The organism is Providencia alcalifaciens, from assembly GCF_915403165.1.
Taxonomy (GTDB): domain Bacteria; phylum Pseudomonadota; class Gammaproteobacteria; order Enterobacterales; family Enterobacteriaceae; genus Providencia; species Providencia alcalifaciens_C.
Genome location: NZ_OU659204.1, coordinates 295,484 through 310,678, shown reverse-complemented (window position 1 = coordinate 310,678; position 15,195 = coordinate 295,484). Strand labels below are relative to the sequence as shown.

The following is a 15,195-nucleotide window of genomic DNA, read 5'->3' as shown; positions in this document are numbered from 1 at the left end:
GCATTCAAAACTCAATGCCTATTTCAAAGACTAACGATTAATCTTCTTTAGAACGACCTGCACGACGGCGATCGTTCTCTGTCAAGTGACGCTTACGCAGACGAATTGACAGTGGAGTTACTTCAACTAATTCATCATCATCGATAAACTCAAGAGCTTGTTCCAGAGTCATTTTGATAGGTGGTGACAGCGTTGTTGCTTCATCAGTACCTGATGCACGCATGTTAGTCAGTTTTTTACCGGTTAAGCAGTTAACAGTCAGGTCATTAGAACGTGAGTGAATACCGATGATTTGGCCTTCATACACTTCAGCACCATGACCTAAGAATAACTTACCGCGATCTTGCAGGCTGTACAGTGCGTATGCAACTGCTTTACCTTGACCGTTAGAGATCAGAACACCGTTTTGACGGCCGCCGATTTCGCCTGGGCGAACATCGTCGTAATGGCTGAATGTAGAGTACAGTAAGCCAGTACCTGAAGTCATCGTCATGAACTCAGTACGGAAGCCAATCAGACCACGGCTAGGAATGATGTAGTCTAAACGTACACGACCTTTACCGTCTGGCATCATGTCACGCAGGTCACCTTTACGCTCACCTAACGCTTTCATCACATCGCCTTGGTTTTGTTCTTCAACATCCAAAGTCACTTGTTCGAATGGCTCTTGTTTACGGCCATCGATTTCACGAATGATAACTTTTGGACGAGAAACGGCTAATTCGAAGCCTTCACGACGCATGTTTTCGATCAGAACAGATAAGTGCAGCTCACCACGACCAGAAACGCGGAATGCATCTGGATCTTGAGTTTCTTCAACACGCAGTGCAACGTTGTGAACCAGTTCTTTATTCAGACGATCAAGGATTTGACGTGAAGTAACGAACTTACCTTCTTTACCACAGAATGGAGAGGTGTTAACACAGTAGAACATGCTAACTGTAGGCTCATCAACCGCCAGTGCAGGCAGTGCTTCAACGTTACCCACTTGGCAGATAGTGTCAGAAATATTCAGTTCACCTAAACCAGTCAGTGCAACAATGTCGCCTGCTTCAGCTTGTTGTGAATCAATACGCTCTAAACCTAAGTGAGTCAGAACTTTACCGATTTTACCGTTGCGAGTCTTACCTTCGCTGTCGATAACAGTCACTTGTTGGTTAGGTTTAACAATACCACGCTTGATGCGACCGATACCGATAACACCTAAGTAGCTGTTGTAATCTAACTGCGAAACTTGCATCTGGAATGGACCATCCAGATCAACTGCTGGTGGCTCAACGTGTTCCACGATAGCTTCGTACAGTGGAGTCATGTCTTCAGCCATATCGGTATGCTCAAGACCTGCGATACCGTTTAATGCAGAAGCATAAACGATTGGGAAATCTAATTGCTCATCCGTTGCACCTAAGTTCACGAATAAGTCGAATACTTGGTCAACAACCCAATCCGGGCGCGCGCCTGGGCGGTCAACTTTGTTGATAACAACAATTGGACGTAAACCGTGATCGAACGCTTTTTGCGTTACGAAGCGAGTTTGTGGCATTGGGCCGTCCATCGCATCAACAACCAGCAGAACGCAGTCAACCATGGACATAACACGTTCAACTTCACCACCAAAGTCGGCGTGGCCTGGGGTGTCTACGATATTGATGTGATAACCATTCCATTGGATAGCGGTGTTTTTAGCAAGGATTGTAATCCCACGCTCTTTCTCCAGGTCATTGGAGTCCATAACACGCTCATCAACAGTTTCGCGTTCACCGAAAGTACCGGACTGTTGCAGTAATTTACCAACCAGTGTTGTCTTGCCATGGTCAACGTGAGCGATGATGGCGATGTTTCTTAAGTTTTGAATTGACAAGGATTTTTACCGTTTAATTGACAGGAAAGGAATATGCTTTATGAGTTGTTGTAATGCCCAAAGCATACTTTCTACGTTAATTTGCTGTTATTTTACACGTTTTTCCACACAAGTGGAATAAATGTGAAAGCCATCACTATTAAAAAAGTTTTTAGCTAAAAAACATTCAGTTGCGTCGTCGTGCAAAGATGCTCAAAAAAATAGCAATTATCAGCACTAGAAAATCACAAAGTGGCAGGATAATACGCTAAAAAGGAAATATTAGCAGCCGAAAAAAAGAATAAAAAATAAACTTTCTTCGCCTATCACTCATTTCAATGCATTTTTTATTATTTAGATATATCTAATTTGACAGTTTAGATATATCGGAATAAAGTGAACCTATAAACGAAATTTAGATATATCGAAATAATAACAGAGGTTCCTATGAGAATACATCAATGCCGTCATGTTTACTCCTCACATCATGACGAACATCAACGAGGGCACGGTGGCTGCTGCCATAATGGCGAACACCAAGAACAACGTCATGGTCATGAACACGGTGAAGGCTGTCACGGCGAAGGTCGTCATGGTCGTGAACATGGTGAAGGCTGCCACGGCGAAGGTCGTCATGGTCGTGAACATGGTGAAGGCTGTCACGGCGAAGGTCGTCATGGTCGTGGACGCGGTGAAGGCTGCCACGGCGAGGGTCGTCATGGTCGTGGACGCGGTGAAGGCTGTCACGGCGAGGGTCGTCGCGGGCGCGGCAAAGGCCTACGTCGCCTATTTGACCATGGAGATCTGCACATTATGGTGCTCTCTTTAGTGGCAAAAAAACCAAGCTATGGCTATGAAATCATCAAAGATATCCAAGAAGCGTCTAATGGCTTATATGTACCAAGTCCCGGTGTCATCTATCCAACCTTAACGCTATTAGAAGAACAAGGCTTTTTGGAATCCCAAATTGTAGAGCGTAATCGCAAAAGCTTCTCTATTACTCCTGAAGGGGCTGAACACCTCGCACAGAATAAAGAAACTGAAGCCGTTATCACCCGTAAATTAGCGAAAGCCCGTGAGTTACAGCAAGGCAGCAACTTATCGGAAGATATCGAAATGGCCGTAAGCCGTTTTAAAGCCCTGCTTCGCCATAAAATGGTGCTCAAGCAATTAAATGAAGAGCAAACTCATCAAATTGCGGCGATCATCAATGATGCGGTCAAACAAATTGAAGAAGTGAATACGTTATTAACTGACAGTAATGACGAATAAACCTTTTTTATATCTCTAAACATACCAACGGTGTGGAGCCAATCAATGGCACTGCGCCGTTTTTGTTTCTCCCGCCCTTAATTGCACCATATTAGTGCGATAAATCTTTTGCTTGCACCAATACAGCGCAGTGATAGACTGTTTTTTAGCCTAATCATTGCCATCTTCTTGTCATCACCCCCATTTACGATGATTTTAAAAGTTGGCACGCTTTTCGCTTATATAACCCTAGAGAGCTTGCAATATTGTTAATGAAATAATCATTAATCTTGCGAAGCCAGATAAACCAACTTATGCACACCTTAATTGCTGCGTAAGTTGATTAGACCCGACCAGGAGAGCCGAGAATGTCCGCTAAACATGTTTTATCGTTAATCGAAGAGCACAATGTAAGATTTATTGATCTGCGTTTTACTGATACCAAAGGTAAAGAGCAACACATCACTATCCCTGCTCATCAAGTTGACGAAGACTTCTTTGAAGAAGGTCAAATGTTTGATGGCTCATCCATCGGTGGCTGGAAAGGCATTAACGAGTCTGACATGGTATTAATGCCAGATGCATCTACCGCAATGTTAGACCCATTCTACGCCGATAATACCTTAATCATTCGTTGCGACATTTTAGAGCCAGGCACTATGCAAGGTTACGATCGCGACCCTCGCTCTATCTCTAAACGCGCTGAAGATTTCCTGCGCTCTAGCGGCATTGCGGATATAGTGTTATTTGGGCCTGAACCAGAATTTTTCGTGTTCGATGACATTCGCTTCGGCAACAGCATGCACAGCAGCTACTATCACATCGATGATATCGAAGCCGCATGGAATACTGGCACTAAATACGAAGGCGGTAACAAAGGTCACCGTCCAGCAGTAAAAGGCGGTTACTTCCCAGTACCACCAGTAGACTCATCACAAGATTTACGTTCAGCTATGTGTACCACGATGGAAGAGATGGGCTTAGTGGTTGAAGCTCACCACCACGAAGTGGCAACTGCAGGTCAAAACGAAATTGCAACTCGCTTTAATACCATGACCAAAAAAGCGGATGAGACTCAAATTTACAAATACGTTGTCCACAACGTTGCACACGCATACGGCAAGACTGCGACCTTTATGCCAAAACCATTAGTTGGTGATAACGGTTCCGGTATGCACTGCCACATGTCTTTATCTAAAGGTGGTGTGAACCTATTTGCTGGCGATAAATACGGCGGGTTATCTGAGATGGCGCTGTACTACATCGGTGGTATCATCAAACACGCTCGTGCACTGAACGCATTCACTAACCCAACAACTAACTCCTACAAGCGTTTAGTCCCAGGTTTTGAAGCACCTGTAATGCTGGCTTACTCTGCACGTAACCGCTCTGCCTCTATCCGTATCCCAGTGGTCGCAAGCACCAAAGCGCGTCGTATCGAAGTTCGCTTCCCAGACCCTGCTGCTAACCCATACTTAGCGTTTGCTGCTCAGTTAATGGCAGGTCTTGATGGCATCATCAACAAGATCCACCCAGGCGATGCAATGGACAAAAACCTGTACGACTTACCGCCAGAAGAAGCAAAAGAGATCCCAACAGTTGCGGGCTCTTTAGAAGAAGCACTGGCTGAACTGGATAAAAACCGTGAGTTCTTAACTCGTGGTGGTGTATTTACTGACGACGCTATCGACGCTTACATCGAATTACTGCGTGCTGATATCCAACGCGTTCGTATGGCACCACACCCACTCGAATTTGAAATGTACTACAGTGCGTAACACGCCGTTCCACTGATAGTCTTTGTTGCCGTGAAGCACTTGCCCCATCTTTGGATGGGGCCTTTTCTCTGCACCGAGTGATAAACAGCAAATATTGGCTTCGACGTATCGGTTAATCAGTAAATAACGTATAATGCACCAAAATAGTGCAGGAGCAATATTACATGAAAGCCGAGCATTTACCTGTCCCCGAACATCTCCTCGATTCCTTAATTAACAGCGTATTAGTGCTGGATTACGATTTAATCATCCATTATGCCAATCATGCGGCCTTACAAATTTTGGCACAAAGCCCACGTAAGCTCTATGGCACCCCGCTTCCTTTGCTATTCAACTATTGTTCATTAAATGATGAGCAGATGCTTAATAGCCTCAAAACCGGTCACAGTTTTACCGAAAACGAAGTGACGCTGGTGCTCAATAACCATTCTCACATGATGTCTTTGAGTGCTCAGCCTTTATCCGACCAATTTATTCTTGTCGAACTGTCCCAATTGGATAGCCAGCGACGCCTTAGCCAAGAGTTGGCGCAAAATGCTCAGCAGCTTGCTGCCCGTGAATTGATCCGTGGGCTTGCCCATGAAATCAAAAACCCATTGGGGGGATTACGTGGCGCGGCGCAATTATTGTCTAAGGCGCTGCCCGACCCGCAGCTAAATGAATATACCCAAGTGATTATTGAGCAAGCCGACCGCCTCCGAGCCTTAGTCGATAGGTTATTAGGTCCTCAATATCCGGGACCAAAAACTGAGCAAAGTATCCATCATAGTGTGGAAAATGTGATGCGTTTAGTCGGATTAGAAAAACCGGGCAATGTCACGCTGGTTCGTGATTACGACCCAAGCCTTCCTGATTTGGAATACTATCCAGACCAAGTGGAGCAAGTGCTGCTCAATATCACCCGCAATGCCTTGCAAGCTCTTGGCGAGACGGGTGGCACCATCACTTTACGCACCCGCACCGCATTTCAAGTGATGCTGCAAGGAGAGCGCTATAGGCTCGCCGCACGGATTGATATTGAAGATAACGGCCCCGGTATTCCACTCGCTATTCAAGATACGCTATTTTACCCGATGGTCAGCGGTCGCCCTGATGGCACCGGTTTAGGCTTATCTATCGCACGCAGTTTAGTGGATCAACATGCGGGAAAAATTGAGTTTACCAGTTGGCCGGGTCATACCGAGTTTTCTATTTATCTACCCATCAAAAAATAGGAGATAACCATGCAGAAGGGAAAAATCTGGGTTGTTGATGATGACAGTTCAATCCGCTGGGTACTGGAGCGAGCGCTCAACAGTGCCGAACTTAATTGCACCTGTTTTGACAGCGCCGATGCGGTACTTGCCGCCCTCAACAATGACGTCCCTGACGTATTGCTCTGTGATATTCGTATGCCGGGCATGGACGGGCTTGCTTTGCTTAGCCAACTAAAACAGTCTCACCCATTACTGCCGATTATCATCATGACCGCACACTCAGATTTAGATGCCGCCGTAAATGCTTATCAATCTGGTGCCTTTGACTATCTCCCTAAGCCTTTTGATATCGACGAAACCGTCGCTTTAGTTGAGCGAGCGCTGAACCACAGTCGTGAGCAAAACCATATCCGTGAACAAAATAGTGCAGCAAGTGATAAACTACAGGCTCCCGTCATTTCGTCTACGATGATCGGTGAAGCCCCTGCCATGCAGGAGCTGTATCGAATTATTGGGCGTCTTTCCCGCTCCTCGATTAGTGTGCTTATCAACGGGGAATCCGGTACAGGTAAAGAGCTAGTTGCCCACGCGTTGCATCAACACAGCCCACGCGCGAATGAACCGTTTATCGCCTTAAATATGGCGGCTATTCCAAAAGATTTAATTGAATCCGAGCTATTTGGTCACGAAAAAGGCGCTTTTACCGGTGCATCCCAAGTTCGCCAAGGACGTTTTGAGCAAGCAAATCGAGGTTCCTTATTTCTTGATGAAATCGGCGACATGCCTCTGGATGTGCAAACGCGCTTATTGCGGGTACTGGCTGAAGGGCAATTTTACCGAATTGGTGGCTATACCCCTGTTAAGGTCGATGTGCGGATTATCGCCGCAACGCATCAAAACTTAGAAAAGCGTGTGGAAGACGGATTATTCCGCGAAGACTTATTCCATCGACTGAACGTAATCCGCGTGCAGCTTCCGCCATTACGTGAACGCGTTGAAGATATTCCTCGCCTCGCCCATTACTTTTTGCAAAATACCGCCAAAGAGTTAGGGGTAGAAAGCAAAGTTCTGCATCCTGACAGCATTAAAATTCTTCAACGCTATTCTTGGTCGGGAAATGTACGTCAATTGGAGAACGTCTGCCGTTGGTTAACCGTGATGGCAGCCAGCCAAGAGGTACTTCCACAAGATTTACCGAGCGATCTGTTTAATAAGCAAGAATCCAACAAGTTAGCGAAAGATCCTGCGTCATCCTCCATCCATCCTTATGATCCTGACCTTACTTGGTTTGATCTATTAGAAAAATGGACTGAGTCTGCTTTAAACGAAGGCAAGCAAGATTTATTTAATGATGCCATGCCATTACTCGAAAAAACAATGCTCAATTGTGCCCTAAAATATACTCATGGACATAAGCAAGAGGCGGCTCGCTTATTAGGCTGGGGAAGGAATACCTTAACACGTAAATTAAAAGAACTTGGAATAGAAGATTAACAAATTAAAATTATTCCATTTTATCACTCTTATTTCATTATTGGTTTCATATTCAAAACCAATAATGAAATCATTTAACAGCAATCAATCAAATCAAGATCATCAAAAAACATCACTAATAACAAAAATAGTTAATAATAAAGGTCAAATTAACAAAACCAATCTTATGTTGAATATATAATATTGATAAAAACACATTCAAATAAAAAATCACACCAAAATAGAAGCGAATATCAATTAAATCATCTAAAATAATAAGGAGAGCATTATAATAATGCAATAATTGTTTTTTGGAGATAATCAAATGAAAGCACTTTCATTTAAAACCCTAACTATTGGCATAGGATTTTTATTTATTAATTCTGGATTTGCTGCTGATGGAAACATTGAGTTTATAGGCGATATTATTGACCAAGCCTGTGAAGTAAAAACTGAATCAAAAAACATCCAAGTCAATCTAGGTCAAATTCCGAAAGCTAATTTACCTAGTGTAGGAAGTAAATCAACATCAGTCCCATTTACAATAAAATTAATTAATTGTCCTATCGCTATCACAAGCGCGAAGGTTTCATTTGATGCAACACCTTACACAAATGACAATACCGTTATCGCCTTAAAGCCCACGTCAAATGCAACAGGCGTAGGCGTTCAACTTACCGATTACAGAAATACAGTCATCACCTTATTGTCACCATCCAGTGAATACCCTTTATTATCGAATGTTGAAAATGACCTTAATTTCACTGCCAATTATATTGCCAAAGCGATACCAGTTACGCCAGGCTCAGCCAACGCTTCTGCAACTTTTTTGATTATTTATAACTAGGTTAACCTTAATAATTAATATCAATAAAATTGATCCAATACTGATGGTGTAAATATGAAGAGCTATTTCTATTTTTTTATATTATTTTTTACTCTCGCAACAACTGCATATGGTGGCGTCATTATTGGAGGAACTCGTGTTATTTATAATGAAGGCGTCAAAGATGCGAGTATAATCATTGAAAACCCTGATGAAATCGATTATTTAATTCAATCATGGATTGATGATGGTGAAAATAATCCTCAGTCAATTTTTTCTATTACGCCACCGCTGTTTAAACTTCCAGCAGAAAACACAAATACACTACGTATTTTTTTAACCGAGAATACATTACCCAACAATCGAGAATCGCTATTCTGGCTAAATATTAAAAACATTCCCGCAGTGAAATTTAAAGAAAATTCATTACAAATTGCTTTTAGATCTCAAATGAAACTCATTTATCGACCATCATCATTAAAAGATGTTAATTTTAATAATGAACAGAAAAAGATGATATGGTCTAAAACAAAAAACACATTAACAGTAAAAAACCCAACACCTTATTATATCAACTTCCAACGAATTTCCTTTAATGGAACTAACTTGAAAAATGTTACTTACGTTGCCCCTTTCTCTTCATCCTCCTTCAGCATCAGCGATCCCAGCCTTCATGGAACAATTAAATGGGAATTGATTAATGATTATGGTGCTTCAACCAAGGTTACAGAAAAGAGCATCTAAATTTTCGTACTGTGAGGTGGAAATGAAAATATATATTTTTATTTTTTTGTGTTTTTTAAATATAACATTTTCTCATGCCACCACTAAAACACAGAAAGATGATAGAAATATAACTGATAATGATATCGACTATTTTGAACCCGATTTTTTAGAAGGTAGAAATAAAGAGAATATCGACTTATCTCTATTTGAGAATCAAAATCAGTTAGTTGGTAGCTATTTTGTCTATATCTATGTAAATAAAAATTACATTGATGCTCAAAAAATATTATTCAATCAAGGCAACCAGAATAAATTAACACCATGCCTATCTTTAACTGATTTAAAGCAATTTGGTATCAATACAGAGCTTTTTCCCGCCCTACAAAACGACCAATCCACTTGTGCAAATTTATCAGCGATTCCAGATGCAACAAGTGAGTTTGATTTTAATACCCAACGCTTATATCTCAGCATTCCGCAAATCGCCTTGAACAATGACCCTAGAGGCTACATCGATTTATCTAAAGTGGATAATGGCATCAATGCTGCAATGCTGAACTACAGCTACAGTGGGTCAAAAGATCACAGCCGAAAGAACAACGGCACCACGACAACAAACTATATTAACTTACGCCCGAACATTAATTGGGGGTCATGGCGTTTTCGCAACTACTCCACATGGTCGAACAATAACAACCAGCCCAGTCAATGGAATAATGTTTACACGTATGGCACCCGTAATATTAACCCAATCAAAAGCCAGCTAACCGTAGGTGATGGCGTCTCGCCTTCGATGGTTTTTGACAGCGTTCCCTTCAGAGGAATTCAATTAGCCACTGACAATGAAATGTACCCAGAAAGTTTACGGGGATATGCACCAACAGTAAGGGGCATTGCACGCAGTAACGCACAAATTACTATTCGACAAAATAGCTATATTATTTATCAGACCAACGTTGCTGCAGGTCCTTTCGAAATCAATGACCTATATCCTACTGGTAGCAGTGGTGACTTACATGTGACGATTAAGGAATCGAATGGCTCTGAACAATATCAAATTGTTCCCTTCGCATCGTTACCCATCTTACAGCGAGAAGGCTATCTATTTTACAGTGTGACGGGGGGACAGTATCGCTCTTATAACAACCATGTCGATCAACAAGATTTTACACAATTGTCTCTAGTCTATGGATTACCGAATAGTATGACCGCATATGGGGGCTTTCAATATAGTGATAACTATCAAGCCCAATCATTGGGTATGGGTAAAAACTTAGGGGATTTTGGCGCACTTTCTGTTGATATCACATATGCTAATTCCACTCCCAAGAATAGCGCTGCTACCCAAGGGCAATCCTATCGATTTCGCTACAATAAAAATCTCAACCAAGTGGGTACAAATATCACCTTAGCGGGTTATCGCTACTCAACTAGCGGCTACTACAGCTTATCTGAAGTTTTTGATGGCTATCAAAACACTGATTCTATTCCACAAATTGAACGACGCCGTAATCGAATAGAAACATCCATTAGCCAAAGTTTATCGGATAATTATGGTTCAGTTTCTGTTAGTTATATTAATGAAGATTATTGGAATAGCCATCGCAAAACAGAATCATCCAATATTAGCTATAACAATAGTTGGGAATCAATTAGCTATAGTTTTAACTATACCTACGATAGAAATACTTATTCTTATCAAACACTTGTTAACCCAGCATTCAATCATAATGCTAATCACTTATTTGCTTTTTCCATCAGCATTCCTTTTGATTTTTTTGACGATACTGCCTACCTCAATTTCAATACGAACTTTAGCAATAAAAACAGTAACTCAAGCATCCTCGGTATTTCCGCTTCTCAGCTAAATAATCGTTTCAGTTGGAGCATGCAGCAAGGCTATACCAATGATAACCGACAGAATACTGGCAATTTCAACGCGAGTTATAAAGGTCAACTTGGCTCAATCAATGGAGGAAGTGGATATACTCGCGATAACTATAACCTCTACTATGGTGCAACTGGCAGCGCAGTCATTCATACCGAGGGGATTGTTTTAGGTCAACAACTCGGTGAAACCGCGGCTTTAGTTGAAATTCCTCAAGCACCCAATATCCCAATTACCAATAACGCTGGCGTGAGCACAAATGCTCAAGGTTATGCATTAGTACCTAATATTAGCCCTTACCGTAAAAATATGATTGGGATTGATGTCTCCGATATACCAGACAATACCGAGATGGAAATAACAAGCCAGACCGTTGTGCCTAGCCGGGGTGCTCTCGTCAAAACGCGTTTCCAAGCAAACCTTGGCTATCGTGCATTTATTACATTGACTATGAATAATGGGCAATCTGTTCCATTTGGGGCACAAGCAATATCCGCAGATAGCAGTGTTGCGATAGGTATGGTCGATGCTCACGGTAAAATTTTCTTATCTGGATTAAGTGAACAAGGGAGTTTTGATATTCAATTTAATAATCAACCTCTTTGCCAAGTGAAATACAGTTTAGTTAATCAACCCAATTACCTTGGTTTATATAAAACAACCGCGATTTGCCATTAAAAGAGGCTTATATGTACCGTTCTGTTTCACTAAAACTGATATTTATGTTGATGAGTTTATTTCTGTATTCGCAACATGCAGCTGCTGCATGTATTCAAAATCCTAGATTTATGAATTTACAGTTCACTGTACCAAATCGAACATTCAGCATTATGTATGATGATATAACGGTTAAAGATTTAGATACCATCGTAATACCTTACGGCACAGGACCAATGGATACTAATGCCAGTAACGGTAGGGATTGCGGTACCACTGACTTGCATGGTCGGTTTGTTAATGGTTGGACACCTGTAAACAATTTTGCCCCAACAAATATTCCTGGCATCAGTATGGCAGTACTAACAGGAGCAAATACTTGGTTCAATTTTTTTATTCCGGGTAGAAACCCTCCAAACTGGAATATTACTGACACTCAGTGGCGTATCGTGATCAGAAAAACAGGAAGAATAACACAAGCGGGTACGTTAACTTCTGGACGCGTCGCCCAGCTGTACCAAACAAATACCAGACCAACCAATTCAACGTGGTATTTAACTACCCTCAATATGTCATCAAACGCTATTCGTATTAACGTATTAAGCTGCTCAACAAAAAGCAAAACGTACAACATTGATATGGGGGATTGGAATGAAAACCAATTTAAGAACATTAACGACACAAGTACCCCCGTTGCAATTCCTGTCGTCCTTACTTGTATGGCTGGTACCAATATAAAAGCAACAATCACCAGTAATGCGGGATATGTAGATGAAACAACAGGAAAACTAAAATTATTCGGTAATAACTCAGCAACGGGCATTGCCATTCAACTTTTAGATAAAAATAGTAATCCCATTCGTTTAAATTACAAAAATAACTTACAAGATAATGTCCCCAATGGGGATTACCTATTTAACTGGAAAGCACGCTACATACAAACAGCTCCGACGATTACCCCAGGAGTAGCTAACTCCACCGCTGTTGTTAATATTCTCTATGAATAGGAGCGACGATGAAAAGTAACTGGATTTCTTTCATTTTTTTTGGACCATTATTAAGCTTCTACTGTGTAGCAGGAGATAGCATCACTTTAAATTTTAAAGGCAATATAAAAGCGGCTCCTTGCCAGATAGAACAAACTAATTATGTGATTGATTTGAAAACAACTAACATTGCAAACCTTCGCAATGGTCAACAAGCTCCATGGGTAAGTTTTAGTATTAAATTAAAAGATTGCCCTAGTAATACCCGCGAATCTGTTATGACGTTAACAGGAACAGCCGCGCCCACTAATGCAGATTATTTTATCAACAGTGGCACAGCAAAAAATGTGGCATTAGATTTAGTCACGGGAACCCGTTTAAGCCGTGTAAAAAACGGAACCCAAATTACAACCCCAATTAACTTACAAACTCGCCAAGCTGAAATTCCTTTTTCTGCACGTGTCACTAGCTTGAATAGTGCCATGGTTGCGGGAACTTTTCGCAGCCATGTCGAGTTTATTATGACCTATAACTAATCACATACCACAAAGGTTTGTTTATGAATGAAAATCATACAATATCCGAAATTATTGGACATAAAATAAAACTGATTCGTGAACATCATCATTTATCATTAAAAGAATTAGCTGATGAGATTGGTGTTTGCGAATTTCAACAATTGAAATATGAAAAAGGAAAAGATCGAATTCCCGTCGATAAACTAAAACAATACGCCAATTATTTTGAGATTAGTTTATTAAGCTTTTTTATATTTAGTGAAGCGGAGAAAAAATTTATTTTGCATTATCTTAATAAAAAATAATCACTATAAGATACACGCAAAGAGACTAGTCTTATTTCATGATTGGAATAGGATAATTTATCTGCATATAAAATAATCCAATGTATAAATAAGAACATTACTTTACGTCAAAACCTGCCATCAAAATTTTACATTTAAGATAAAATTTCACCATTCCAACTCATAACGCGTGCTTTTGCACAATCTCACATTTAAAAACAAATACTACTATTTAATCTTTATTTTCCAATCGCATTTAAATTGAAATTATTAATATTTTATTTTTTCAAATTAACCAAAATAAAAACCCAACCCCTATAGTGAATTCAAATCAAAAATAAACAACCGTGACAAAATATGAAATTTAAACTCTAAAAAAACACAAACTTGTTTATTTATAAAAACAAACACAAAATACTTAAGCTTTAATTCACAAGCGAAAAACATTCACGAAATTATATTTTATATCGAACTCAGTTCGGAGAGTTAAAATGAAAAAACAGATTATTGCATCGTTAATTGCAACAGGAACTTTATTAATTTCTGCTAATGGCTTTGCCAAAGATGGTGATATTAATTTCACAGGCGAAATTACCGATAACGCCTGTCAGTTAGCATCCGGTTCTGATGCTATTCAAGTGAACTTAGGTAAAGTTTCTAAAACATCATTAGCCAGTACTGGTAGTACTGCCGCTGCCACTAAGTTTTCCATTCAATTAGAAAATTGCCCTGCAGCAGTGACCACTGCAACGGTAAAATTTGATGGTGTTTCTTATGCTGGTGATAGCAGCGTTCTGCAGTTAACCAACGCGGGAACATCTGGAATTGCTAAAGATGTTGGTATTCAAATTCAAGACGTTAAAGGGATCACAGTTCCTTTATATACAACATCCAGTGAATATGCCCTAAAAGAAACAGTTGTGAATAATTTAGATTTCACCGCACGTTATATTGCGATGTCTGATGCTGTCAGTGCTGGTTTAGCAAACTCAACGGCAACATTCACAATTAATTATAACTAACTTCAATTTAAGGTTTATAGGGATATAAGCCTTAGTGATTTATTTTTGCTATAACTCAGTGGTGGCTATATGAAATCAATAATTACTATTTTTATCTTTTTTTTCACACTCATCAGTACAGCCAATGCCGGTGTCATTATTGGCGGTACCCGCGTCATTTATCCTGAAGGGAAGAAAGACGTGAGCATTAGCGTGGAAAATCCGGATAAAGTTCCTTATTTAATTCAATCATGGATTGAAAATGCCAATGAAGGTAAGCAAACGGACTTTACCATTACGCCACCACTTTTTCGTTTAAATCAAGAAAAGACAAATGCGCTACGTATATTTCTAACTCAAGATACTCTACCTAAAGATAGAGAATCTTTATTTTGGTTAAATGTAAAAACAATTCCTGCAACAGAGAAGAAATCAGAAAACTCACTAAAGATCGCATTCAAAACTCAGATGAAATTAATTTATCGCCCTGATTCACTAGCGAATGTCGATTTTAATGAAGAACAAAATAAACTTAAGTGGTCGAAAAATAGTAAAGTCATTACTGTTAATAACCCAACCCCTTATTACATGAACTTCCAGAGTATTAAATTTAACGGAAAGAGCGCAGAGAATATTTCTTATGTTGCCCCATTTTCAGAGAAAAATTTCAATATAAATAATCCTGAATTACACGGAACCATTAAATGGGAAGTCATTAATGATTATGGTTCCGCTAATAATCCAGTAGAAATAAAAATATAGCCTTAAGGA

The 15,195-nt window shown here is 40.3% G+C and carries 13 protein-coding genes; 12 read left to right on the top strand and 1 reads right to left on the bottom strand.

Annotated features, from left to right (window positions below):
* Positions 1 to 37: 37 nt before the first annotated feature.
* Positions 38 to 1,861, bottom strand: a complete 1,824-nt coding sequence (gene typA, locus LDO73_RS01365) for a ribosome-dependent GTPase TypA (protein ID WP_224059861.1) — start codon at positions 1,859 to 1,861, stop codon at positions 38 to 40.
* Between the two features lie 426 nt (positions 1,862 to 2,287).
* Between typA and LDO73_RS01360 the strand changes: the two genes are divergently transcribed.
* From LDO73_RS01360 to LDO73_RS01305, 12 genes are all read left to right on the top strand, one after another.
* Positions 2,288 to 3,112 carry a helix-turn-helix transcriptional regulator gene (locus LDO73_RS01360; RefSeq protein ID WP_224059860.1) on the top strand — a complete coding sequence of 275 codons (825 nt, stop codon included), beginning with the start codon at positions 2,288 to 2,290 and terminating at the stop codon, positions 3,110 to 3,112.
* Between the two features lie 347 nt (positions 3,113 to 3,459).
* Entirely contained in the window at positions 3,460 to 4,869 is a 1,410-nt protein-coding gene (gene glnA / locus LDO73_RS01355) for a glutamate--ammonia ligase (protein ID WP_224059859.1), read from the top strand.
* 164 nt (positions 4,870 to 5,033) lie between these two features.
* Positions 5,034 to 6,083: a nitrogen regulation protein NR(II) gene (gene glnL / locus LDO73_RS01350; protein ID WP_224059858.1), complete on the top strand. Its 1,050-nt coding sequence runs from the start codon at positions 5,034 to 5,036 to the stop codon at positions 6,081 to 6,083.
* 9 nt (positions 6,084 to 6,092) lie between these two features.
* On the top strand, positions 6,093 to 7,559 hold the full coding sequence (gene glnG / locus LDO73_RS01345; RefSeq protein WP_224059857.1) for a nitrogen regulation protein NR(I): 1,467 nt from the start codon (positions 6,093 to 6,095) through the stop codon (positions 7,557 to 7,559).
* Between the two features lie 304 nt (positions 7,560 to 7,863).
* The gene (locus LDO73_RS01340) at positions 7,864 to 8,385 is read left to right on the top strand and encodes a fimbrial protein (RefSeq protein ID WP_224059856.1); all 522 of its coding nucleotides are present in this window, start codon (positions 7,864 to 7,866) and stop codon (positions 8,383 to 8,385) included.
* Between the two features lie 54 nt (positions 8,386 to 8,439).
* Positions 8,440 to 9,108 carry a fimbrial biogenesis chaperone gene (locus LDO73_RS01335; protein WP_224059855.1) on the top strand — a complete coding sequence of 223 codons (669 nt, stop codon included), beginning with the start codon at positions 8,440 to 8,442 and terminating at the stop codon, positions 9,106 to 9,108.
* A gap of 22 nt (positions 9,109 to 9,130) precedes the next feature.
* Positions 9,131 to 11,656, top strand: a complete 2,526-nt coding sequence (locus LDO73_RS01330; protein ID WP_224059854.1) for a fimbria/pilus outer membrane usher protein — start codon at positions 9,131 to 9,133, stop codon at positions 11,654 to 11,656.
* An 11-nt stretch (positions 11,657 to 11,667) separates the two neighbouring features.
* Positions 11,668 to 12,642 carry a fimbrial protein gene (locus LDO73_RS01325; protein WP_224059853.1) on the top strand — a complete coding sequence of 325 codons (975 nt, stop codon included), beginning with the start codon at positions 11,668 to 11,670 and terminating at the stop codon, positions 12,640 to 12,642.
* Positions 12,643 to 12,650: 8 nt separating this feature from the next.
* Positions 12,651 to 13,157, top strand: a complete 507-nt coding sequence (locus LDO73_RS01320; protein WP_224059852.1) for a fimbrial protein — start codon at positions 12,651 to 12,653, stop codon at positions 13,155 to 13,157.
* A gap of 23 nt (positions 13,158 to 13,180) precedes the next feature.
* Entirely contained in the window at positions 13,181 to 13,444 is a 264-nt protein-coding gene (locus tag LDO73_RS01315) for a helix-turn-helix domain-containing protein (protein ID WP_224059851.1), read from the top strand.
* 470 nt (positions 13,445 to 13,914) lie between these two features.
* Positions 13,915 to 14,445, top strand: coding sequence for a fimbrial protein (locus LDO73_RS01310; RefSeq protein ID WP_224059850.1), 531 nt, complete (start codon positions 13,915 to 13,917; stop codon positions 14,443 to 14,445).
* A gap of 69 nt (positions 14,446 to 14,514) precedes the next feature.
* A complete protein-coding gene (locus LDO73_RS01305) occupies positions 14,515 to 15,186 on the top strand; it encodes a fimbrial biogenesis chaperone (RefSeq protein ID WP_224059849.1) in 672 nt (223 codons plus the stop codon).
* Positions 15,187 to 15,195 lie beyond the last annotated feature (9 nt).

Bases quoted from the DNA above. Each gene is read 5' to 3' on its own strand.
- LDO73_RS01360 (WP_224059860.1), top strand. From the start codon at position 2,288: ATGAGAATACATCAATGCCGTCATGTTTACTCCTCACATCATGACGAA.
- glnA (WP_224059859.1), top strand. From the start codon at position 3,460: ATGTCCGCTAAACATGTTTTATCGTTAATCGAAGAGCACAATGTAAGA.
- glnL (WP_224059858.1), top strand. From the start codon at position 5,034: ATGAAAGCCGAGCATTTACCTGTCCCCGAACATCTCCTCGATTCCTTA.
- glnG (WP_224059857.1), top strand. From the start codon at position 6,093: ATGCAGAAGGGAAAAATCTGGGTTGTTGATGATGACAGTTCAATCCGC.
- LDO73_RS01340 (WP_224059856.1), top strand. From the start codon at position 7,864: ATGAAAGCACTTTCATTTAAAACCCTAACTATTGGCATAGGATTTTTA.
- LDO73_RS01335 (WP_224059855.1), top strand. From the start codon at position 8,440: ATGAAGAGCTATTTCTATTTTTTTATATTATTTTTTACTCTCGCAACA.
- LDO73_RS01330 (WP_224059854.1), top strand. From the start codon at position 9,131: ATGAAAATATATATTTTTATTTTTTTGTGTTTTTTAAATATAACATTT.
- LDO73_RS01325 (WP_224059853.1), top strand. From the start codon at position 11,668: ATGTACCGTTCTGTTTCACTAAAACTGATATTTATGTTGATGAGTTTA.
- LDO73_RS01320 (WP_224059852.1), top strand. From the start codon at position 12,651: ATGAAAAGTAACTGGATTTCTTTCATTTTTTTTGGACCATTATTAAGC.
- LDO73_RS01315 (WP_224059851.1), top strand. From the start codon at position 13,181: ATGAATGAAAATCATACAATATCCGAAATTATTGGACATAAAATAAAA.
- LDO73_RS01310 (WP_224059850.1), top strand. From the start codon at position 13,915: ATGAAAAAACAGATTATTGCATCGTTAATTGCAACAGGAACTTTATTA.
- LDO73_RS01305 (WP_224059849.1), top strand. From the start codon at position 14,515: ATGAAATCAATAATTACTATTTTTATCTTTTTTTTCACACTCATCAGT.